This is a genomic window from Chitinophaga sp. Cy-1792, assembly GCF_011752935.1.
Lineage (GTDB): Bacteria > Bacteroidota > Bacteroidia > Chitinophagales > Chitinophagaceae > Chitinophaga.
On sequence record NZ_VWWO01000001.1, the window covers coordinates 2,573,522 to 2,594,973 of the forward strand.

Consider the following 21,452-nt stretch of genomic DNA (forward strand, 5'->3'; position numbering starts at 1 on the left):
TTGCTAATTGCTGCTTATGGTCAGGAGGGGGATTAATTGCTTAACAGTAGAGCCGATTAAAAGTTCAATTTTCGTATAGCTGTCACCTTAATAGGTGAATTACTTACAACGTATTTAATTTTATTATTAACTATTGTTCTTTCATCTCGTGAAAAACTAGGGCAGCAATAGCTTTTCTTTAATTGCTTCGTAATAGGAATAAGCACTTTTAATCTTTGTGTGTTTGGTATCTTGCATCACGATAATAAAAGTTCCTTTAAAGTACTTCTGTATTTCATAAATCCTGCATTTATTTACAATGAATCCACGGTGCACACGCACGAATCCGGCTGGTAACCTGCTTTCCAGATAGCTAAGGGAGTATTCAATCAGCTTCTCTCCATTGGTGGTGTGCATCGCAACATATTTATCCTTTGCCTCGAAAAATAATACTTCGTCAATTTGTACCAATTGAATTTTATTGCCTGATTTAACCGGTATGGTACTGATAATACTCGTATTGTTTTGTGCAGTCAGGAGTTGCTTGATCTTTACCAACAGATCTGCATCATTAATTTTACGCTGCGTTAAACGTTTGATGGTGGCTGCCAGCCGGGCATCATCAAAGGGCTTGAGCAGGTAGTCCAATGAGTTTTTTTCAAACGCTTTTACGGCATATTCTTCATAAGCTGTAACGAATACAACAATTGGAGTATAAGTCAGGTGGTTTAATACATCAAAACCATCAAATCCTGGCATTCGGATATCCAGAAATACAAGGGCAGGTTGGTGCGCGTTAATAAACGCTACAGCGGACGGTCCATCATGCGCTTCACCAATTATACGTATTTGTGGAAATGCCTGCAATGCCTGCCGCAAACGCTGAATGGCAATAGTTTCATCATCAGCAATCAAGGTGCTGATCTCTTCCTGGAATACTGAGTCGTACATGTTTTGAAGGAAAGTTGATTAATTCAAAATCATACCCTGAAGCATACAGCAATTTCAATTTATTCATTACCATATGTAAGCCTATACCTGATGATGGCTCGACAGGAAATGCCGGGCCGGTATCATGTATGATGATGACAATATTATCTCCCGATAATTTTATATTTACATTTATATCGCCTTTGTCTGAACTGCGCTCGATACCATGTTTTACCGCATTCTCAACAAGCGGTTGCAATATAAATGAAGGGATAGATAAATGATGGGCAGCAGGATCTACCTGTATATTGAATTTCATCCGGCTTTCGTAACGAATTTGCTGCATATGAAGGTAGGTGCTGATAATATCCACCTCGTCACTAATCGTATGAAATGCATTACTGTTTTTACTGATGGTAAACTGGAAGAATTTTGACAACAGGATCACCAGTTGTTCTGCCTTTTGCGGGTTTGTAGAAATCAGTCCTGCAATGGAATTATGCACATTGTATAAAAAATGGGGATTTATTTTAGCACGGAGTAATTCCAGTTCAAATAGCGTTTGTTGCTGTTCTAACTGTAACAGGCGGTATTGCTGCTGTAAAATGCGGTTGTTTAATTGACTGCGCCATTCTTCACTTACGTACATAGGAATACCTATGACAATTACTATCATCGTATTCAGTATATAAATATTTCCTCCACTGAATAATTTAAATGGTTGACGGGACCAGAGGAGCGCACGGAGCAACAAGGTGAGCTCAGATCCAGCCAATGCCACCAGAATGAGCAAACATAGGATGATAATGATTTTTCCGGCAGGATTTTGCAAATAACAGGTAAAATACTGACGCTTATAAATCAAAATGCATAATAACCCTCCAATGCAAATATTTGATACCACGTTTATATATATCTGCTCAGGACGATGGTTTATTGTAAAATACAGATATAAGCCAAACGCCAGCCCTATAAGTATACATATGGAGAGGATTTTTATGACGAGGCGCATTTTAATATACTTGTTTTAACTGATTATTTTTCTTTGGCAAATTTCTTTTGCGAAGTGATATGAAAATAATCATTATCCATCCGAATCCCAATAAACTAGGTAAAATCTGGCTATATGGCTTGAGTTGAGGAAATACTGTGCCGCTAAATGCGGAGGCTGCCGCCATATACGCTGCAATCATTTTATAAACATGCTCGTAAATAAAAGATTTTTGTAAGAACGTTATTGGCATCCATCCCCTGCATACGTCGTATATAGTCAGCACAAATAATGCGCCTATTGTAGGATAAATAACAGCAGGTGACCAGTATAATCCAATCTTATTAATATAATATAAATAGTATGTAGCCGATGATATTACAATAACAGGCACCAAATAATCGATAAACCGGGGTTGCTGTCCTCCCAGGTAAATTGCTCGTATGCCACTAAAGCAATTATATCCGCTAAGCATGGTCAATACTAATAGGAATGTATTTCTTCTGAATACAAACACGCCAAATAGTGCTGTTATCACCACTATAGCCATTAACCATACGAAGACGAAGCCGTACCTGGTATGTTGTTTAGTATTTTTTCTTGCAAGAAAGGCGATCATTCCGATGATTAAAGCCCCGCTACCCGCCAGAATATGTAGCAAAATACTTAATTGGTGTAAATTTCCCATTTGCTATTCCTTTTATTTTCTTTCAAAAGAACAGCATAGCAGCGTTTTGGCGAACTGATTTCCGACGAAGTGGGATATTATCCGGTGAAAAGAGATAAAGGAAGCAGTTCGGGAGAGAAAAGTAGGCTTATCTCGTGTGTCAGATTTGTGTCGTGATGGGTGAATGAAAAAGACAAAATAAGACAACCGTAAACAAAAAATCCTGTCTCTACTGAGTAGAGACAGGATTTTTCCAAGTGCCCAGAACTGGATTCGAACCAGCACACCCTTGCAGGCGCTGCGACCTGAACACAGTGCGTCTACCAATTTCGCCATCTGGGCAACTGATTTTGTGTTTCAGGGTTGCAAAGATAAGCACTCATTTTTATTTTCAAAATTTATTTTGCATTGAATCTGATTATTTTGAAAAAAAAATTTCCAATGATCATTTCATTCGATCTGGATGATACCCTTATACCTGGTATGAAACGGTTTCCGGTAACGCCGCAGCATATACTGCAAAGACTAATCTGTCGCGAAAAGCTGAGGGCAGGAACCATACCTCTTATGAAGGAACTTAAGAAAAGGCAGTGGGAAATCTATATCTACACTACATCCTACAGGAAACCGCGCTATATCAGACAGCTGTTTCTGAGCTACGGCATCGGCATCAACAAAATAATAAACAAAGCAATTCATGATAAAACACTGGGAACAATGGGAGGGAATATCTCCAAATATCCGCCTGCGTTTAATATTAATATTCATGTAGATGATTCTCCCGGAGTAGCCATGGAAGGCGAACGCCATGATTTTAAAACACTAATTATTGCTGAGGAAGACCAGGATTGGACAAATACTGTTTTAGATCATCTTAATAAAACATTCCCTGCTAAATAAAATATCACGCAGTAAAATCCCTTCTTTACGTGAGGCAGTGAACCCACCGTATTGCTTAATTTGGTTACCTGTTTCCATAACCTTTAAATCACATAATTATGAAAAAGAAGGTAGTACGAAAATTACAGTTAAACAAAATCCGGATCGCAGGTCTGATTAAAATAGATAAAGCTGGTGGGGGCCGGCTCACCGCTGATCCTGACAACCCTTGTGATCCGATTCATACCATGCTGCTTAGCTGCCGTGGATGTTAAGCGCTGCCGGAAATACGGTAACGCATATATGAATAAAGCCTGCATTGATTATCAATGCAGGCTTTTGTTTTGCTTATCTGGACCGGGAATTATTTTCTCAGCTGCTTTATTTTCTCTTCTATATTATCATACTTGTTGTTAGCCTCATCGGCAATGAGGGCATTCCTGCAGGCCCACTCCAATTGTTCGCTGTTGTTGGTGGAAGCAGCCAGCTGCGCAATGCGGTAATAGGTATATGCCAGCAATTCCGCCGGACGGGAGGCACACTGTAGCGCATTCAGATAATATGTCAGCGCTTCCGCCGGTTTTCCTGCTGCGGTGCTGATCCTTCCCAGATGGAAATTCAGCGAAAAAACAACACCGTACTGATCATCAGGGATGCCTTCCGCCAGGAAAGACTTTGCCAGCGCTGCAGCTTCTTCAGGCTTTTGCTGTATCCGAAGATTGATGACACGTATCACCTTTGCCTGCGCAACAGCCATTGGGGTAAGGGTTTCATCCCAATGCAGCACTTTAAAAAATGGATCAACCTTCACCGAAGTTACGGTGCCCCTCACCGGAAGCTGAAATTCATCCCGGGAATGTTGCAGTTGGATATGCTGCAAGGTAGTGGAACCATCGCTGCAGGTAATCAAAACCTCCAGCGGTAGCTGGTACAGGCTGTCTTGCTGCGTGATGTGGAGACGCAATATCTTATCCTGCTGCTGCCAGGTGCTTTCCCATTTAGGGGCGCCTCCGCGGTCAAACCATTGCTGATAGAACCATTGCAGGTCGCTGCCATAAGCAACAGCTATTTCCTGAAGGAATTCATTCCAGCTGATACCTGTCTTGCTGTATTTATCACCGATTGTTTGCAGGGCTTTATGGAATGTAGCTTTGCCGGTGATGTTGGACAACAGTTCCCAGGCGAGAAACCCTTTGCTGTCGCCAAGGATATGGCCGTTGCCGTTAGTAAGTTGCCGGAGTGGTTCATCATTGCCGGCAGCTACATTTTTCAGGTAGCCTATGCCACTCTGGTCGGGGAGGTATCCGGGATAGCCGGTGGTGCGGTAATGCATGGCATGGGCACTGTCAAAATGCATGACTGCCTGTAGTGAGCCATATTGCGCCATGGCTTCTGACATCATATCATTTCCGGTACTGCCTTTGGCCAGCACCTTATTTCCCCACCACTGATGGCCGATTTCATGGCCGAAGAGGCCGTAATTGAATGTTCGGAGCGCACTGGCAGGCATCACTACGCCACCTAAGATGCTGGCTCCGCCAATGCCTGTCTTTTCTGATACCACATCCGGAAATTCGATGACAGAGAAATTCGGAATATCAAGGCCGCCGAAAAGTGTGGTCAGGTAATCCAGCACTGCGGCTGATTTTCGGCAGATATCGTCGTGATTGCCGGTATTGCTCATGCTATAAACATAGAATGGGATCTTGTCCTGGTATTCGCTGCGGGTATATCTCCCTATATACAAAGAAAAAATATCGGGTCTGGTATATCGGAATTCATAGGTCTCTTTGTTATTGGAAACCTTGCTGGCAGCCATTACGGGCATCATGCCAACAGGAACGGTTACACGAATGGTAGCAGTTGCACGGCTGCAATCTTCCGTACCGTCAGCAGCACGCAACATCAGCTGAGGATACCATGCAGCGCCATAGCCGCCAGCCATTATAAAACTGCTGTCCATATAATACTGAAACGCCGGAGCATCCCCACGGTCGTAGGCATAACTGAAGGTTAACTTAGTCCCGGGCTTCAGCGGATGCCTGAACCGCCAGTGGTATACGATATCCCCGGAACTATTAAGACTGGTATCCATGCTGGCAGCGGCGCCTTTTAATTGTACGTCTGCGGGGCCTTTGGATTTGCTGATGGTAATAGAAACGGAGTCTGCAAAATCCGGGGTGATTTCAAAGGTAAGGGTGCCTTTTATCGTAAAGCTTTTATGTTGCGGGTCTGCATTGACATGAAGCTGGTAGTCTGGCTGCTGCCATGCAAACAGCGTCAGCGGAGATAACAAATAAAGCAGGGCTATTAGTCGGCGCATGTTCTTTTTTTACAAAGAAACGCCAGCCGGTTCGAAAAAAATTGTACCAGATTAACTATTTCAGCAATCGCCGGAACTGAAGGGGAGTAGTGCGGTATTTCGATTTAAAGGAGCGTATCAGGTGTGCGGTATCAGCAAATCCCGCTGCGTAGGCGATATCTGCTATCGGCAAAGCAGTGGTGATCAGTAATTGTAAGGCCCGGCGGGTCCTCATTTTTAGCTGGTACTCACCAACGGTGAGGCCGGTACGTTCTTTAAAGGCTCTTGCGAGGTAGATGGGGTGTACAAAAACAGCCGCGGCCAGTGATTTGATGGTATGGTGTGTATCGAAGTCGTTCTCCAGTATTTTTTGTGCTGTGCCGAACCATGGCAGCCGGGAAGGAATCACAACGGCGGTCATGTCGGCAAGACAATGCAGGATATATTCCTCCGATAAATCACTATTGGGGTCATGAAAAAAATGATAGAGCAGTTTGTAGAGGTCTTCCAGTACACCTGCCCTGAAATGTTGCAATGACGCAGGCAGCTGGTGATCCGGCAGGATTTCCCTTAATGCTTCATGATTGAATTCTATGTTAAGGCAGCGCCCGGGTTGTTCATGGAAATGGTTGGCATGTGTATATCCGGCAGGGCGGAACAGTACTTCACCCGGAAGTATGATATCTTCGCTTTTAGTACTTATCTCCCGGTAGCCGCCACTGAGCAGCATACTTAGATAGGCATTTTCATGATAATGTTTTTGGATAAGCGTTTCAGGTTGATAGTCGGTAATGTTTAGTCGGAACAGCCCAGCATCATTACACTGTTGTTCTTTACCAAAATAGTGTCCGGCAGACAAAACAATACTCATACTATAAAGATACTCTTTTCAGGGAAGCTGAGTGCTTATTGTACCAGCTTTTCTGCAGGTAAAATATTCCTGAATTCGGAGGGCGACTGACCGCACTTCTTCTTAAAAAAATTAGAAAAATAAGGGACATCATTGAATCCCAGCTCATAGGTGATCTGGTTTACCGACTTATCCGTATAGGATAACAGCCTTTTCGCTTCCAGGATGATCCTGTCCTGTATGATCTGTGATGGTGATTTTTGATTGAAGAGCGCGAACAGATTCGATAAAGTTTTGGGAGATTTAAAGAGCTGTTGTGCGTAGAAGTTCACCATATGTTCCGACTTGAAATGTGCTTCTACCAACAAGTTAAACTTCCGTATGGTATGAAACCTCGATTCATCAATCTTTTTTCCCGGAACATAATCCAGTTTAGCCAGTCCGGTTATATAGACGATTAACCTTTTAAGCAGTGCTACCAGTATTTCATGCTGGATATGGTCTGCTGTTTTTAGTTCTTCTATAAAGATGTCAGACAGGAGTTTTAATTTTTCCTGTGCATGTTCTTCCAGCAGTATAAGCAGGTGATCGGTGGTGCTAAAGAGAAACCCCACACAGCTGACTTCACTGTCATGATCTATGATGCAGTAAAACTCCCGGTTGAATTGCCAGGCGATCAGGGTGGAAGCGTCTTCAAAGCTGAAAGTCTGGTTGAAGAGCAGTGTCAGCAGGGAGTTGGAAGGGAATTCTTTTTCGTTGCCGTCGATGGTAACGGTTTGGTCTTCGCCGGGATTCCATACGATGGTGAAGTATTTATGAAACTTATCGCGGATGTAGGGCATCCTGTCAAATCCGTGTTCATCTTTAAAAAGAAGGAGCTCTCCGCCTGTTCTGGCATCTGATATTTTAAGTTTCATATTTTTAGCGATTTGCGGGTGGGGAACCGAATATACGAAAATGTGGAAGATGTTTAAAGGGTGTGTTTTATGTGTTTTTTATGTAAATTCGTAATGTACTTACAGATTTAGACTAAAAAATGTATGATTATTGAATTTTCGATACAGAACTTTAAAGGGATCAAAGATAAGGTTACACTTACCTTTGAACCGGAGAATTCAAAAAGACTAGAGGATTTTTATCTGATATCACCCATGCCAGGCGTTAAATTGCTTAAACTGGGAGTTATTTACGGGGCAAATGGTTCCGGGAAAACCACCATCCTGCAGGCGCTGGTTTTACTTAGAAGTATGATTTTACATCCTGTGGTGCAAAAGACAGAAAAGCTGGAATTTGAACCGTTTCTTTTTGATGAAGTAACGCAGCAGGCTCCTACTACCTTTTCACTGAAGTTTGTCAGCAACGGGCGTAAGTATCTATACGAAATTGCTGTAAGCAGAGATGCTGTTTTGCAGGAAAAACTGATCCATTATAACCCGAATAAGGCGCTGGTATTTGAAAGAGCTACAAATGCCGACAGGCAACTATCTACTATAAAGTTTGGAAGTAAGATAAAAATTAAAAAAGCGGAGGCAAATACGCTTATAACCAATACGCTTTGGAACAATTTGGTATTAAGTACCTTCCTGAGAACAAATGTGGACTCTGTAGAAATGAGAGAGGCCACAGAATGGTTTATTGATGTACTAAATGGTTGGATTCAACCTGGTACCAACCTGTTTTATGATGTTAACGATTATATTTCAGAAAATGTGCACAGCAGATTAAATGTGTTACAATTTCTAAAAAAGGCAGATTTGGGTATTGTGGATATTTTTGTAGAGAAGAAGGTGCAGCAGGTAGACGAAAACGTGAAGCAGCTGGCGAATTTATTAAGCCGGCAGCTGGCAGCAACCGTTAGAAATACAGGCATATTCGATGCAGATACAATAGAACAAATAGAGGTGTTATTCGAGCATGCAATCAAAAAAGATAACAAAGTAAAAAAATATAAATTACCCTATGATCAGGAATCACAGGGTACTAAAAGATATTTTCAGTTTAGTGGGGTATTGAGCAAGATGTTGGAATTGCCGCAGGTATATTTAATTGATGAATTGGAATCTTCCCTGCACCCCGATCTTATTAAACATTTCCTGTTGCTGTTTCTTGTGAATGTAACCAAATCTCAATTGCTTGTAACCACACATCATCGCGAACTGCTCATGGAAAGAGATATGCTGCGGGAAGATGCTATCTGGTTTACAGAAAGAAAAAACGAGGGCGGTATTGAGCTTTACGAACTGAGCGATTTTGACAGCAGTGTAGTGAGAGATACCCTTTCTGTATTTAATGCCTACAAATCCGGTAAACTTGGGGCTGTGCCAGCTTTGAGCGATTATTATATTCATAACCACCATGAGAAATAAAAACAGACCCCAAAAAGGTACCGGCAGAAAGGTGTATGCGATTGTGGTGGATGGTGAAACAGAAAAATGGTACCTGGATAAACTAAGATCTTTTGAAAATCCGGTACCTCTATTTAATGATTTTTTACTTGAAGTGGCAAGGTCTTTCCAGGCGTGGAAGTTACAACCCCAAAAGCCCCAGACGTGGAGTTGCTGAATTATACAAATTATTCAGTTTACTTGGTATCGAAATAAAAATGTAATTATCTCACCAGCATAAAAATTGTTTTACACCCCTGAACATTTCCCCGCTCCCGATGTTATAAGCTGCGAAATCTGAAGTTGCATCCTGCAGCTATCCTCATCTCATTATTCCATTCTTTTTTTTTAAAAAAAAACTCCAGATCATGAGTATTAAAAGAGTCCTGTTAATTGGTAACAAATCGTGGGAAGTAGAACCTATTTTAAATGCTTTGCTGAATGTAAAAATGCGCCCCGCAGAACTGCCCAATCCTTCGCGTATCAACTATCCCTGGACTTTTCAACCTGGAACCGCCCAGCCACGTGCTGTCTGGGATACTTTTCAAAACGTTACCATCGAACTATGGTGTATCCAGGATATCATGGATGCAAAATGGAATCCTTCCAGTTCACAGGGTAAACATGAAAGCCTGCCGAAGATATTGAAATACCGTACGGAGCAGCCTGACCTGGTGGTAGCTTTAGGTACTGCTGCGCTGGGACTCAATAACACCAATAATAACGGGTGTGTAACGATGGGTAGCAATATTTTCATTCATAACTTTCACCCTAAAGGAGAAAACCCGCAAAGCGTATGGGATGACCCGCAAGACTTTGAAAAGGTGCTTTCTTCTGCTATTTCGCCTGACTTCTTTAAACTCCTGGACGACACCACTGCAAAGGCAATAGGCGCCCATTTGCTGAAGCCTTTCAATAATCCGGCGGATAATATCCAGGTGATGGCCGATAAAAACTATATAGGCGTCAGCGTGGTGAATATTACCAATTATGCAGATTACGCCACCTCAGATACGGAAGGCCTGAATAAGCTGGCTGCTACAGGAAATAAGCTGCCCGTAGGCTCTGTGGAAACAACGCATGGTGTCATCCGCCTGGTCTGCAATGCACCGTTCGTGTTTATGTCAGGTATCACTGATCGTGAAGGATATTTTGACGCCGACGTAAATGGAAAGGATGTCAATGGCAACGTGAAAACAGAAGCGCAGAATTTCACCGCAGCATTTAATATCGGTGTATGTCTCGCTCACATGATCCCTAAAATGGCAACATTCGTTACCGGTAAATAATAAACAAGCGGCCTGTAAGTTTAACTTACAGGCCGCTTGTTGCTGAATATACAGTTGTCTTATTTGCTCACTTCTCTGGCGGCTTTGATAATTACTTCTGCTACCTTCTGTGGTTGTGAAATATATACCACGTGACTACCTTTTATTTCAGTGATTTTTGTATTGGAACGTTGATACATTTTACGTTCTATTTCAGGTGCAATACTTTTATCTTCAGTGGCAACGATACCGTAGGAAGGTTTGTTTCTCCAGGCTGCATCTGTAATCGGCGTGGTAAAGCATTTTCCATAAAATGCACCTTGTGAGGCATACATGAATTCGGCTTCTTCCTTGCTTAAATCAGCACAGAATCCTGCATGGAATTTTGCGCGGTCATAATAAACGATACCATTTGCATCCGGAGGTAATACACCGTTTTCAGGGGCTGGTTTGACTGTCTGAAACCATTGTAAGGCGGTTTCTCCGTTATCTGGCTGGAATGCAGCGATATATACCAGTGCCGCTACTTTGGGATGGTTTCCTGCCTGTGTTATTACCGCTCCTCCCCAGGAGTGGCCTGCCAGTATTACCGGGCCATCTTGCTTGTCCAGCGCCAGTTTGGTAGCAGTGACGTCGTCTTCCAGGGATGTCAGCGGGTTTTGTACTACCGTAACATGATACCCTTGTTTGGTTAGGGCCTCATATACGCCTTTATAACCGGAACCATCCGCAAATGCGCCATGTACCAATACGACGTTTTTAATCTTTTGTGCACTGGCTTTGAGGGAGAAAGCTGCTACAGCAACCAGGGCAAATACTACTGCCAGGAATCTGAGTTTTAAGGAGTTCGTTTTCATATTTTCTGATTTTTGAGGTGATTGTTTGTTTTTGTTTTGTTGATACAAAGATGGGAAGATGCAAGATGAGTGCGTGTGTGGGATTTTCCCGCTTATTTGTAATTTTTTCCCCTTTAAACTGAAATGATGAATGAATGCAAAATTCGGTAATTATTTTCTTATAAAGACTGACCGGCATCTCCCTGATAACCAACCTCCGCATTATCTCAATAAAAATAAACGGGTGTAAAATCCTGGTATTATTTATTATTTTAGATGACCACGTATCCTCGTTATGAAAACATGGCAGCAGCCTGCTGTATAAAACCGCTAGTAGTATATGCCACAATACAACTTCAAATTATTACCTGCAGCCCTTGGTATCATCGTATTCTCCGGTTTTGCTGCTGTAAAAAATGTATATAAAGATGATTTACAGGTATCAACAGTTGCCCGACCGGTAACTACATCCGTAAATACTTATTACACAAGTAATAAACAGCCCTTACAACCGCAGTATTTTATCAAACTGCCGGTCACGGCCTTTGCCCCGGGAGGCTGGCTAAAAAAGCAGCTGGAACTGCAAAGAGACGGTCTCACCGGTCATCTTGGTGAAATCAGTATCTGGTTATCTAAAAAAGATAATGCCTGGCTTAATAAGGAAGGCAAAGGTACCTATGGATGGGAGGAACTGCCCTATTGGCTCAAAGGGTATGCAAATATCGGCTACGTACTCCAAGATCAGCATATGATCGCGGCTGCTAAGTTCTGGATAGAAGCCGTGCTGAACAACCAGCGTGATAACGGCGACTTCGGCCCCAATGTGGAAAAAGGCGCCGGCAAACGCGACCTCTGGACAAATATGCCCATGCTGTGGTGCCTGCAGTCTTATTATGAATACGCAAAAGATCAGCGGGTACTAGATCTGATGACGAAGTACTTCAAATGGCAACTCACCATCCCGGATGATAAGTTCCTGGAAGACTACTGGGAAAACAGTCGCGGTGGCGATGAACTTTCATCCGTTTACTGGCTGTACAACAGAACAGGCGATGCATTCCTGCTGGACCTCGCCACAAAAATCGACCGCAATACCGCCAACTGGCGACAAAAAGACAATCTTCCCAACTGGCATAACGTAAATATTGCGCAGTGCTTCCGGGAACCCGCCCAATACTTCCTGCAAAGCGGTAATCAAAACGATCTGGCCGCCACTTATAATAACTTCAGACTGATAAGGGAAGGCTTCGGACAAGTACCTGGTGGTATGTTCGGCGGAGATGAGAATGTTCGTAAAGGATATGATGACCCCAGACAGGCCGTTGAAACCTGTGGTATGGTGGAACAAATGACCTCTGATAACATGCTGCTGGGGATCACCGGCGACCCGCTCTGGGCGGATAATGCAGAAGATGTGGCTTTTAATACCTTCCCGGCGGCCTTTATGCCTGATTACAAAGCCCTGCGATACCTGACCGCTCCCAATATGACCATAAGCGATAGCAAAAATCACCATCCCGGAATCGATAACAAAGGGCCTTTCCTGATGATGAACCCATTCAGCAGCCGTTGTTGCCAGCATAACCATGCTGCGGGCTGGGTATACTACCTGGAACATAGCTGGATGGCGACTCCGGATAACGGAATCGCTGCACAGCATTACCTGGAAGGGGACGTTTCAGCGCAGGTGGGCGATGGTACTACCGTTACCTTCCGCTCCGTTACAAAATACCCTTTTGAAGATGCGGTGAATATCAGGCTGTCGATGGAGAAAAATGTAGCTTTCCCGCTGTACCTGCGGATCCCTGAATGGGCGACCAACAGCAGTGTTTCAGTAAATGGCCGCATCGTTATGAAAAATGCTATAGCAGGGAAGTATATCAAACTGGAGCATGTCTGGAAAAACGGGGATATTATCTCCCTAAAACTACCTATGGCATTACAGGTAAGAACATGGGAGAAAAATAAACATAGTGTCAGTGTAAACTACGGGCCGCTAACCTATTCCCTGAAGATCCGGGAGGATTTTAATAAAGAAGATAGCAAAGCTACTGCTATATGGGATTCCAAATGGCAGGAGGGTGCCGATCCGGCCAAATGGCCATCGTATGAAATCTTTGCCGGCTCACCATGGAATTATGGCCTGGTAATAGACAGCCAACATCCTGAAAAGTCGTTTTCTGTTCATGCCAAACCCTGGCCGGCAGATAATAATCCGTTCGCTACAGGTCATGCACCGGTAGAAATAACGGCAAAGGGTAAACGAATTCCTGCCTGGGGTTTGGATTCCACCGGACTGACAGCCGTGCTGCCGCAAAGCCCTGTGGCAACTGCCGCAAAAGAAGAAGCAATAACGCTGATTCCTATGGGCGCCGCGAGGTTAAGAATTACCGCTTTCCCGGTAACCCGGTAAAATATAAAAGCTCGTCGCTACTTAGTAGAGACGAGCTTTCAAATAACTTTTATTAATTGGCAAACACCGGTTTGCCCAGTGTTTTCAGCGATTCGAGGATGTAGGCCGTCATGGAGGCATCAGCGACCCATTCTTCGCAGGAGGCATAGCTATCTTCCTGTTTGCCGGCATAGGTATGTCCGTCCGTAAACCGATGTTGCATATCCAGCACCACCTGTGCCTGCCGCAGTTCCCAATCTGAAGCGCGGTTTCTTACCAGTGAATCATTGGTAAACACCGTAGCAGAGCAGTTAAACAGGGCGAAATTCATCCTGCGCAATTGTCCCCAGTCTGTTCCTATCGGATAGAAAATTTCCCCTGATCCACTTTTGAAAATGGTGCCACCCGGACTTTGCACGCGTCCTCCGGTAATGCTGTCATTGGCATTGAATTTCAGGTCTGCAAAAGCATGAAATAAAACATCGCTGTTCAGTGCAAAAGCCTTTGGTACAGGAAGTCCCGCCAGCCAGAAGAACTTGGTGGAATTCAGCTCATATGGCGAAGTCATATAATCCGGATGAATGAAATGGTGGTTGACAACCGTACCATCTTCGTTGATGTTAGACCCGGTAAGCCACGAGCTTAGCGTGATACCGGTATATAGTTCTTTACTGGCTACATCCGATGGCCGGGCCATGGCATTGAGGGAAAGCCTGATCAGTTGCTCCTTCCAGGCTGTCTGCTGCGGCAATGCTGGCATCATGGCACATGCTACGCCTAGTATGGAGGCATCCCAGGCATTTTCTTCCGCACCGGTATCTCCCGGACTGATAATCTCTCCGGCTTTATTTCTGTACGTTTTTATTGCAGGTGTGCCTTTGTTACTCATAACCCAGCTGCATTCCGTATTTATCATAGCCAGTACCTCACTTCTCGTATAGGCATCCAGGTTATCCCACATAGACCAGGCAGCAAAAGCCGTATAGGCCGCCCATAAAGGCGATTGCCAGGCTTTTCCCCAGCCATTGGGTGTATTGGCAAGGTGTGCATGTGCCAGACTCCTGATGAGCTGTAACGTTTTATCAGTGGCCTCTTTAACGGAAATGCCTGTGTATGCCGGCTGATATAAGCCTGTCTTCAGTGAAGTAGCCAGGGCCTCTGCTTCTGCGGCAACAGGGCGGATTTTATGTTCTGTGATGCCTTGCAGGTCTAAATATTGCTGGAAAGGGATGCCGGCGAACCCGCGTTTCTCCCACCAGGTTGTGAGTGCATATTTATTCGTATTCAATAGAATTTTACCCATGAGAACGCGTTGAGGCGTTCCTGCCGGCATAGACCTGAACCGGGACCACTTAATGGGCTGTACGAATTTTATTTCCTCCTTTATGACAGGCATATCCTGTATGCTACCTGTTTGTGCATGAAGTGTAAAATTGCTGATACACATAAAAATCAACAGGCCGAATTTTAGTTGATGCATAGTCCCGACAATTTTCTTTTTATAAAGATACTCAACGCGGATTGCCAATATGGTATTTTCTATGAACGGCAAATGCCCGACGTTGCTTTGTCTGGCTGTTGTATAACTGATATTGAAATTGTAACTACTCCGGGAAATCCGCCATCTGTTTTTTAAACTGCTTCGACTGTTTACCCCCGTTTTTAACTGCCCACTGTGCCATCTCAAATAATGTAGGTCGTAAAGCCTTGCCGGTAGCGGAAAGCTCATAGGTGACATAAGGAGGTACTACCGGTTTGGATTTTCGTATTACGAGTCCGTCTGCCTCGAGCTGCTTCAGTTGTTGTATCAGCACTTTCTCCGTGATGGTGGAGATCGTCTTTTTTAATTCGCTGTACCGCTTGGTGCCGCTTAGTAAGTTGAACAGGATAATGGGTTTCCAGTAGCCGCCAATCCGCTCCATTACAAATGTTACAGGGCAGGCTGCAAAGGCGTTTGTCTTATTTTCCTGGATGACGGATGTCGCTTTAATTGCTGTCATGGTTATACATACTAAAGGGTAAGTACTTGTACAAAAGTAAGTACAAATCTACTTTTGTACAAGCAATTTAAAAACGACAAAAATGAAAGCAACAATAACTGGTTCCTTAGGCAATATCAGCCGCGTCCTCGTTCAGCAATTGATAGCAGCCGGACATGAAGTAAATGTAATTACCTCCAATGCAGAAAGGGCGGACGCTATTGCGCAGCTCCGTGCAACGCCTTTGATAGGCAAGGTAGATGATATCGATTTTATTAACAACGCTTTTCAGGGTGTAGACGCAGTATATACGATGGTACCGCCAAACTATGGTACCAGAGAACAGATTATAAGCGTAGGCGAAATCTATGCAGCCGCAATAGAAAATAACAATGTTCCTTTTGTTGTAAACCTGAGTGGGATAGGAGCGCATTTGCCCGATGGCCCTGGTCCTGCTGGTGCAAACCATCATAATGAGAACCGTTTCAGTGCACTGGCTGCACACGTGCTGCACTTGCGCCCTGGTATGTTCTATTCCAATTTCTACGGTTTCATCGACCTGATAAAACAGCAGCATATTATCGGTAATAATTTTGATGCAGACATCGTGCTGGCATTGTCGCACCCGCAGGATATTGCAGCAGCGACCTTTGAGGCCATGCATCACCGGAATTTTCACGGTAAATCCTATAAGTATATCGTGAGTGATGAAGTTACAGGAAAAGAAATCGCACAACATTTAGGGGCTGCTATTGGCAATCCTGATTTGAACTGGGTGAGATTTCCGGATGATGCCATGCTGCAAAGTCTGGTACAGCAGGGTATGACAGCAGAAATGGCCACCACCTATGTCATAGATATGGGCAAGGCTTTACAAAACGGGAGTATACTAAAACCATATTTTGAAGAGAGAACTACCTTATCCGGAAAAATAAAATTTGATGCATTTGCGAAAGAATTTGCATTTGCATATAACGAAGTTGTGTGATCAAGATAAGTAGAAAAGTATTGCTGATTCTGTACATATCCTGTACTGGTAAGGGTATAAACATATTGGAGTTGTGATGGATTAATATATATTGTTAAATGTTTATATTTAATAATCGAATCCTATATTTAACCAACGACCAATTTTTTTATGCTTACCCAGGAAGAACTCGACGAAAATGTACAATATGTATTGGGAATGACCGATCACTACAAAAGTGATGAAGAGTTACACAACATGCTGCTCTTAAAAGGACTGGAGGAGGAGGATACGCGGCGCATAATACGTACGGTAGCATATGCTTTTAATAAGAAAAGGATGCTTCAGCGGAAGAGAGCCATCAAGCTAAATAGCATCTTGTTCATTTTTACACATGTGATACCTGGATTGATCTTTCTGCTGGCAACAATGCGTATTAACATAGGTTACCTGAGTCTGTATCTGATGTTTTGCCTGGGATTACGTCTTTATTATATCCTCCTGGTGGCGGTGCCTTGTTGGCTGGGCTTTAATATTTACGCCTATTTCAAGTATAAAAAGAGAACAGCCGTTGCCGGAGAGATTGGTACCATTGGTACAGTATAATTAAATAATCATGGCTGCAGATTCCAAATCTTGCAGCCATGCTTATTTGTAACAACAGGTAGTAGCTGATTTTAATTTTAAGATAGTCTGGAGGAATCCTGATTGTTCGAATACTGTCACCACCTGTTTAAGTGAAAATACGTATACCCCGTTGCGTTAGTGCAGAAATTTTTTTAGCTTGGTGCGATATTATTATACCAATGAAAGAAACAATTATTATCTCGTTGATTGGCATTGCATTTTGTGCTGTAGTCATTTTATTATGCTGTCTGTTTGCAAAAACGACTCATCGAAAACTGATCCCGTTGTTATTGGGGCTTCTGCTGCTGGATACAGCGGTAACAATGTTACCTAATCTGCCTTTAAAATTCCTCAACCAGTTAGACTGGAACTGGCAGGGGAAATTCCTGAGTATATTATGGGGAGTACTATTTATCCTGTGTACATCTTTCCTGACAAGAAAAGAAGCAGGTTTCGAATGGAAAGTAGAGCGTTCTTCCTGGCCTGCATTTATAATTGTTTGCTTGTTGGGTATCGGACTGCAATGGTGGGATATCAGTACTGACGGTGGAATTAAGAGTATTCATTTCAACGCTGAGAAATTCTGGTATGAACTAACAATGCCAGGACTGTCGGAGGAATTGATTTACCGGGGGATTATCCTGGGATTGCTGAATAAGATATTTATCTCCAGAGTCAGGATTCTCGGCGCCAGTGTGGGTTGGGGACTATTGATTCAGGCGGTTATTTTTGGCGGCGGACATTCCTTTTATTTCGATGATGCCTCAGCGATACATTTTGCATTGGCGCCGGCACTTATTACAGGCGCAATCGGACTGGTTATCGGCTGGCTCCGGGAAAGGACAGGAAGTATTGTGTTGCCAATTGTATTCCATAACCTGTTTAATGTTTTTCCGCAGGCATTGGCGATGATATTTTAATTGGTATTTTTTGAGAAGATTTATAGCTAACGTCTGTAAGCATTGCTTACAGACGTTTTTGTTTTAGCGAATCACATCCATCTTCTACATAAAAAACTCATAGCAAACTTTTATGTTAAAACAGCACCATAAATAGCGAAAGAAATATTATTTGTAAATTTACCTTCTAATACTTTGCTGTAGCGTATTTGGGGCTAAAATGGCTGATTTATGCAATCGTTTGCAATTCTAATTTTTTTTACTAATTTCAGGATAGAAAAACGTTTGTTCCACTTTATGAGAATAGTGTGTGAGTCTTGTCACACAATGGAGTAGTTGTGTAAACCTGAATCAATCATCATCTTAAAATCACCCAAATGATCCCCGTAATTTACACACGGTTAACCCGTCATGCCCACAGGTGGCTGTTATTGATCCTGTCGGTATGCTGTACTATGCAATTATCTGCTGCTACTGTCAATGTCTCTTCTTTATCTGCGCTGCAAACCGCCATCAATAATGCGGTAGCAGGAGATGTAATCATTCTGGCCAATGGCGTTTATACTGCCAGTTCCAACATCACCATTAGCAAGCAGGGAACAGCTGCTTTGCCTATTACCATCCAGGCACAAACAATTGGAGGTGTAGAAATCAATGGTACGGCCGGTATTAGCATAGCGAGTCCGGCGAAATATATTATTATCAAAGGTTTCGTATTTAAATTTAATGCGTCAAAGGCCACTATGGCTGCCGGCACAAGTTTCTGCCGTTGGACCCGCAATGTATTTGAAACACCCGGCGATGGTGAAAACCTGTTGCTGAATGGTAGCGATCATGAGGTAGATTATAATACCTTTCAGCACAAAAATGCAATGGGACGTTTCATTGCCGTTCGCGGTAGCGGGAGCCAGATTGCACAACGTCTCTACATTCATCACAATTACTTTTATGATCAGCAACCGCAAACCGCCAATGGTGCAGAAACATTGCAGTTTGGGTTGAGTGGTTACAGCTTATCCTCTTCCAACAGTATTGTAGAATATAATTTGTTTCAATCCTGCCAGGGGGAGAATGAAATGATCTCAGTAAAATCGTCCGCTGTCACCTTGCGATATAATACCATCAAAGATTGTGTATCCCAGTTTACGTTGCGTCATGGCAATTTTTGTGTGGTGTATGGCAACTATTTTCTGAATACACAAGGTATCCGGATTTTTGGTGATGACCATAAAATTTATAGCAATTATTTCGAAAACTGCAGTCCGGGAATTAACATCGGGAATGGAGATGGGGAAGTCGCGGATGGTGCTGCACTTACCAGTCACGACAGACCTGACCGTTGCCTGATTGCTTTTAACACGCTTGTTAATTGCGCTACAAACTATGTGCAGAGTGGTCGCAGCGGAGGTTTGGGCGCAACCTATACCACATTTGTGAACAACATTATACAAGGTGGGGGCCCTGCAGCCTCTATTGCCGGACCTTATACCAATCCTACCTGGAGTAATAATTTACTGTACAGTACTAATGGCGTTGGCGCAGTTCCTGCAGGAACCTATACAACAGCTAATCCTTTGCTGTCAAGAGATGCAACCGGTACTTACCATTTGCAGACTGGTAGCCCGGCTATCGATGCCGCCACCGGCTCATATACTACATTGAATACAGATATGGATGGTCAGGCCCGTACCGGTACTTTCGACATTGGTGCAGATGAAGTTTCTTCTGCTACTGTTACTGCACGTATTTTAGATTCTACCATGGTAGGTGTAAATGGCACCGGCATACCGACGGGTTGCATGCCTGCAAGTGCCAGCGCAGATGATGGGAATGTGGCAGCAAACGTGCTGGACGGAGATACGGCTACCCGTTGGTCTGCCAGCGGCGACGGACAATGGATACAGTTTTGCTTAGATGGCATCACCAGTGTTTCCGCCGTAAAAATCGCTTTCTATAACGGTAATAGTCGTACCAGTACTTTCGATATTCTTGCCAGTACCGACGGCAGCAGCTTTAGTACCGTAGCTTCCCGCCTGGTAAGCAGTGGCACTTCCCGGACTTTGGAAACCTTCTCTTTTACACCTGTATCGGCAAAGTATATACGTATTGTAGGTCATGGAAATAGTCTGAATGCCTGGAACAGTTTCACCGAAGTACAGATTGTTTCCGACAATGGATGCACGCCGGTAATCGCCAGCGCGGATGATGGCAATGTGCCTGCCAATGTCCTGGACAATGATCTGAATACCCGATGGTCGGCCAATGGCAACGGCCAGTGGATACAGCTTTGTTTGGGAAGTACGCAAAGTGTAACGGGCGTAAAGATCGCTTTTGTCAGTGGTACCAGCCGCACCAGTACTTTCGATGTAAAGGTGGGGAATGATACCAGCAACCTTACCACTGCTGCCACCGGACTAGTGAGCAGTGGCACTTCTACGGCCCTGGAAACGTTCAATTTCAGTGCGGTATCTGGCAAGTATGTACGAATTATCGGGCACGGCAACAGCATTAACCTCTGGAACAGTTATGCAGAAGTACAGGTCATCACCGCCAGTAGCCTGACCTCAGCCGATGCTACTGCTTTGTCTGCCAAAACTGCAATGGTAACGGAGACACTGGAAGTATATCCAAATCCTGCCGGTGCGCAGACCACCGTGTCGTTTACCCTCAAACAACCTGCTCGTGTAACGCTGAACCTATATGATGTAAGTGGCAGATATATCCGGAATGTAATGGCAGGAAAACTTCCTGCCGGCAGACATACCTATGCGGTGCCGTTGTCTGCTTTGAGCGGTGGTAGTTACCTGCTAATTCTAAATAATGAAGGCAAGCTAAGCACAGGCCGTATTAGCCGGCAATAGTAATAAGGTGGAACAATGCTTTTTCTTACGGGAACTGCGGTGCCGGGAGGTGCTGTGGTTCCCGTGGTGTTTTAGGGAAGAAGTGGAGGAGGTATTTTTCAAAAGAAATAAAATTATTCTGGAATAACTATACATTTATAATAAATGTAGTTGACTACGTAAAGTTCTCCTATCTACTTATGGAACTGTGTTTCAGAAAGAAAAAATGCATAATAATATGGTTAATATTAGCTATCATCAGAGATTTTAATGAAAATTTCAGGCCGCATGCAGCAACCAACGATGCAATTGAGCAGGTAAACAATAAGTTAGGGCTCAAATTGGTGGCTGAGGGTTTCTACGGATATCATCGAAAATGATTTTGAGGCGATTATCAGAGAATATAGTGGATTCTGGATTGCGCCTGGCAGTCCATATAAAAGTATGGCAGGTGCCTTGAAGCTGATTGAATTTGTCAGGGAGCACAATGTTCCGACATTTGGAACCTGTGGTGGTTTCCAACACATGGTGATTGAATTCGCCAGGAATGTACTGGGTATCAAAGATGCTGAGCTTGCTGAATATGATCCTGAAGCATGTTTCTTTCACACACTTTTTGGCACTTCTTCACCTGTCGACATAAAAAAAGTAATGTAAAATAC

The 21,452-nt window shown here is 43.5% G+C and carries 19 protein-coding genes and 1 tRNA gene; 10 read left to right on the top strand and 10 right to left on the bottom strand.

Annotation, left to right across the window (positions count from 1 at the left end; all coding sequences use genetic code 11):
* Positions 1–156 precede the first annotated feature (156 nt).
* The 4 genes from F3J22_RS10505 to F3J22_RS10520 form a co-directional block, all read right to left on the bottom strand.
* Positions 157–930 (bottom strand): LytTR family DNA-binding domain-containing protein, encoded by a 774-nt coding sequence (locus F3J22_RS10505; protein ID WP_167016846.1) that lies wholly within the window; start codon positions 928–930, stop codon positions 157–159.
* A complete protein-coding gene (locus F3J22_RS10510; protein WP_167016848.1) occupies positions 884–1,585 on the bottom strand; it encodes a sensor histidine kinase in 702 nt (233 codons plus the stop codon). The genes F3J22_RS10505 and F3J22_RS10510 overlap by 47 nt, the downstream gene beginning before the upstream one ends.
* Before the next feature lie 337 nt (positions 1,586–1,922).
* Positions 1,923–2,588, bottom strand: coding sequence for a hypothetical protein (locus F3J22_RS10515; RefSeq protein WP_167016850.1), 666 nt, complete (start codon positions 2,586–2,588; stop codon positions 1,923–1,925).
* Positions 2,589–2,825: 237 nt separating this feature from the next.
* Positions 2,826–2,909: transfer RNA gene (locus F3J22_RS10520), tRNA-Leu, on the bottom strand.
* Positions 2,910–3,134: 225 nt separating this feature from the next.
* On the opposite strand from F3J22_RS10520, the gene F3J22_RS10525 reads away from it, so the two are divergent.
* Together F3J22_RS10525 and F3J22_RS10530 are read left to right on the top strand one after the other, a co-directional pair.
* Entirely contained in the window at positions 3,135–3,467 is a 333-nt protein-coding gene (locus F3J22_RS10525) for a hypothetical protein (protein WP_205195176.1), read from the top strand.
* Between the two features lie 98 nt (positions 3,468–3,565).
* Positions 3,566–3,721 carry a hypothetical protein gene (locus F3J22_RS10530; RefSeq protein WP_167016854.1) on the top strand — a complete coding sequence of 52 codons (156 nt, stop codon included), beginning with the start codon at positions 3,566–3,568 and terminating at the stop codon, positions 3,719–3,721.
* Between the two features lie 89 nt (positions 3,722–3,810).
* On the opposite strand, the gene F3J22_RS10535 is transcribed toward F3J22_RS10530, so the two are convergent.
* From F3J22_RS10535 to F3J22_RS10545, 3 genes are read right to left on the bottom strand one after another with little or no spacing between them, the layout of a single operon-like run.
* A complete protein-coding gene (locus F3J22_RS10535) occupies positions 3,811–5,769 on the bottom strand; it encodes a M1 family metallopeptidase (protein WP_167016856.1) in 1,959 nt (652 codons plus the stop codon).
* Positions 5,770–5,824: 55 nt separating this feature from the next.
* Positions 5,825–6,619, bottom strand: a complete 795-nt coding sequence (locus F3J22_RS10540; RefSeq protein WP_167016858.1) for a response regulator transcription factor — start codon at positions 6,617–6,619, stop codon at positions 5,825–5,827.
* 35 nt (positions 6,620–6,654) lie between these two features.
* Positions 6,655–7,515 (bottom strand): AraC family transcriptional regulator, encoded by an 861-nt coding sequence (locus F3J22_RS10545; protein WP_167016860.1) that lies wholly within the window; start codon positions 7,513–7,515, stop codon positions 6,655–6,657.
* 123 nt (positions 7,516–7,638) lie between these two features.
* Between F3J22_RS10545 and F3J22_RS10550 the strand changes: the two genes are divergently transcribed.
* Both F3J22_RS10550 and F3J22_RS10555 read left to right on the top strand, forming a co-directional pair.
* The gene (locus F3J22_RS10550; protein WP_167016862.1) at positions 7,639–8,964 is read left to right on the top strand and encodes an ATP/GTP-binding protein; all 1,326 of its coding nucleotides are present in this window, start codon (positions 7,639–7,641) and stop codon (positions 8,962–8,964) included.
* A 386-nt stretch (positions 8,965–9,350) separates the two neighbouring features.
* On the top strand, positions 9,351–10,271 hold the full coding sequence (locus F3J22_RS10555) for a hypothetical protein (protein ID WP_167016864.1): 921 nt from the start codon (positions 9,351–9,353) through the stop codon (positions 10,269–10,271).
* A 59-nt stretch (positions 10,272–10,330) separates the two neighbouring features.
* On the opposite strand, the gene F3J22_RS10560 is transcribed toward F3J22_RS10555, so the two are convergent.
* Entirely contained in the window at positions 10,331–11,107 is a 777-nt protein-coding gene (locus tag F3J22_RS10560) for an alpha/beta hydrolase (protein WP_167016866.1), read from the bottom strand.
* A 319-nt stretch (positions 11,108–11,426) separates the two neighbouring features.
* Here F3J22_RS10560 and F3J22_RS10565 point away from each other — a divergent pair, with 319 nt between their 5' ends.
* Complete coding sequence (locus F3J22_RS10565; RefSeq protein WP_167016868.1) at positions 11,427–13,499, top strand: beta-L-arabinofuranosidase domain-containing protein; 2,073 nt, start codon at positions 11,427–11,429, stop codon at positions 13,497–13,499.
* 52 nt (positions 13,500–13,551) lie between these two features.
* Here the strand turns inward: F3J22_RS10565 and F3J22_RS10570 are convergent, their stop codons facing one another.
* Complete coding sequence (locus F3J22_RS10570; protein WP_167016870.1) at positions 13,552–14,958, bottom strand: hypothetical protein; 1,407 nt, start codon at positions 14,956–14,958, stop codon at positions 13,552–13,554.
* A gap of 124 nt (positions 14,959–15,082) precedes the next feature.
* The gene (locus F3J22_RS10575) at positions 15,083–15,478 is read right to left on the bottom strand and encodes a helix-turn-helix domain-containing protein (protein WP_167016871.1); all 396 of its coding nucleotides are present in this window, start codon (positions 15,476–15,478) and stop codon (positions 15,083–15,085) included.
* An 82-nt stretch (positions 15,479–15,560) separates the two neighbouring features.
* Between F3J22_RS10575 and F3J22_RS10580 the strand changes: the two genes are divergently transcribed.
* The 5 genes from F3J22_RS10580 (at position 15,561) to F3J22_RS10600 (ending at position 21,447) form a co-directional block, all read left to right on the top strand.
* A complete protein-coding gene (locus F3J22_RS10580) occupies positions 15,561–16,445 on the top strand; it encodes an NAD(P)H-binding protein (protein WP_167016873.1) in 885 nt (294 codons plus the stop codon).
* 150 nt (positions 16,446–16,595) lie between these two features.
* Positions 16,596–17,030 (top strand): hypothetical protein, encoded by a 435-nt coding sequence (locus F3J22_RS10585; protein WP_167016875.1) that lies wholly within the window; start codon positions 16,596–16,598, stop codon positions 17,028–17,030.
* 344 nt (positions 17,031–17,374) lie between these two features.
* Complete coding sequence (locus tag F3J22_RS10590) at positions 17,375–17,971, top strand: CPBP family intramembrane glutamic endopeptidase (protein WP_167016877.1); 597 nt, start codon at positions 17,375–17,377, stop codon at positions 17,969–17,971.
* A gap of 356 nt (positions 17,972–18,327) precedes the next feature.
* Positions 18,328–20,811: a chondroitinase-B domain-containing protein gene (locus tag F3J22_RS10595; protein WP_167016879.1), complete on the top strand. Its 2,484-nt coding sequence runs from the start codon at positions 18,328–18,330 to the stop codon at positions 20,809–20,811.
* A 327-nt stretch (positions 20,812–21,138) separates the two neighbouring features.
* A complete protein-coding gene (locus F3J22_RS10600; RefSeq protein WP_167018396.1) occupies positions 21,139–21,447 on the top strand; it encodes a hypothetical protein in 309 nt (102 codons plus the stop codon).
* The last annotated feature ends 5 nt before the right edge of the window (positions 21,448–21,452 follow it).

What these genes read in the sequence shown, in the direction of transcription:
- F3J22_RS10585 (WP_167016875.1), top strand. Translation starts at nt 16,596, where the DNA reads ATGCTTACCCAGGAAGAACTCGACGAAAATGTACAATATGTATTGGGA.
- F3J22_RS10525 (WP_205195176.1), top strand. Translation starts at nt 3,135, where the DNA reads ATGAAGGAACTTAAGAAAAGGCAGTGGGAAATCTATATCTACACTACA.
- F3J22_RS10565 (WP_167016868.1), top strand. Translation starts at nt 11,427, where the DNA reads ATGCCACAATACAACTTCAAATTATTACCTGCAGCCCTTGGTATCATC.
- F3J22_RS10570 (WP_167016870.1), bottom strand. Translation starts at nt 14,958, where the DNA reads ATGCATCAACTAAAATTCGGCCTGTTGATTTTTATGTGTATCAGCAAT.
- F3J22_RS10555 (WP_167016864.1), top strand. Translation starts at nt 9,351, where the DNA reads ATGAGTATTAAAAGAGTCCTGTTAATTGGTAACAAATCGTGGGAAGTA.
- F3J22_RS10530 (WP_167016854.1), top strand. Translation starts at nt 3,566, where the DNA reads ATGAAAAAGAAGGTAGTACGAAAATTACAGTTAAACAAAATCCGGATC.
- F3J22_RS10590 (WP_167016877.1), top strand. Translation starts at nt 17,375, where the DNA reads ATGTTACCTAATCTGCCTTTAAAATTCCTCAACCAGTTAGACTGGAAC.
- F3J22_RS10535 (WP_167016856.1), bottom strand. Translation starts at nt 5,769, where the DNA reads ATGCGCCGACTAATAGCCCTGCTTTATTTGTTATCTCCGCTGACGCTG.
- F3J22_RS10545 (WP_167016860.1), bottom strand. Translation starts at nt 7,515, where the DNA reads ATGAAACTTAAAATATCAGATGCCAGAACAGGCGGAGAGCTCCTTCTT.
- F3J22_RS10510 (WP_167016848.1), bottom strand. Translation starts at nt 1,585, where the DNA reads ATGATAGTAATTGTCATAGGTATTCCTATGTACGTAAGTGAAGAATGG.
- F3J22_RS10550 (WP_167016862.1), top strand. Translation starts at nt 7,639, where the DNA reads ATGATTATTGAATTTTCGATACAGAACTTTAAAGGGATCAAAGATAAG.
- F3J22_RS10505 (WP_167016846.1), bottom strand. Translation starts at nt 930, where the DNA reads ATGTACGACTCAGTATTCCAGGAAGAGATCAGCACCTTGATTGCTGAT.
- F3J22_RS10575 (WP_167016871.1), bottom strand. Translation starts at nt 15,478, where the DNA reads ATGACAGCAATTAAAGCGACATCCGTCATCCAGGAAAATAAGACAAAC.
- F3J22_RS10580 (WP_167016873.1), top strand. Translation starts at nt 15,561, where the DNA reads ATGAAAGCAACAATAACTGGTTCCTTAGGCAATATCAGCCGCGTCCTC.
- F3J22_RS10515 (WP_167016850.1), bottom strand. Translation starts at nt 2,588, where the DNA reads ATGGGAAATTTACACCAATTAAGTATTTTGCTACATATTCTGGCGGGT.
- F3J22_RS10540 (WP_167016858.1), bottom strand. Translation starts at nt 6,619, where the DNA reads ATGAGTATTGTTTTGTCTGCCGGACACTATTTTGGTAAAGAACAACAG.
- F3J22_RS10560 (WP_167016866.1), bottom strand. Translation starts at nt 11,107, where the DNA reads ATGAAAACGAACTCCTTAAAACTCAGATTCCTGGCAGTAGTATTTGCC.
- F3J22_RS10595 (WP_167016879.1), top strand. Translation starts at nt 18,328, where the DNA reads ATGATCCCCGTAATTTACACACGGTTAACCCGTCATGCCCACAGGTGG.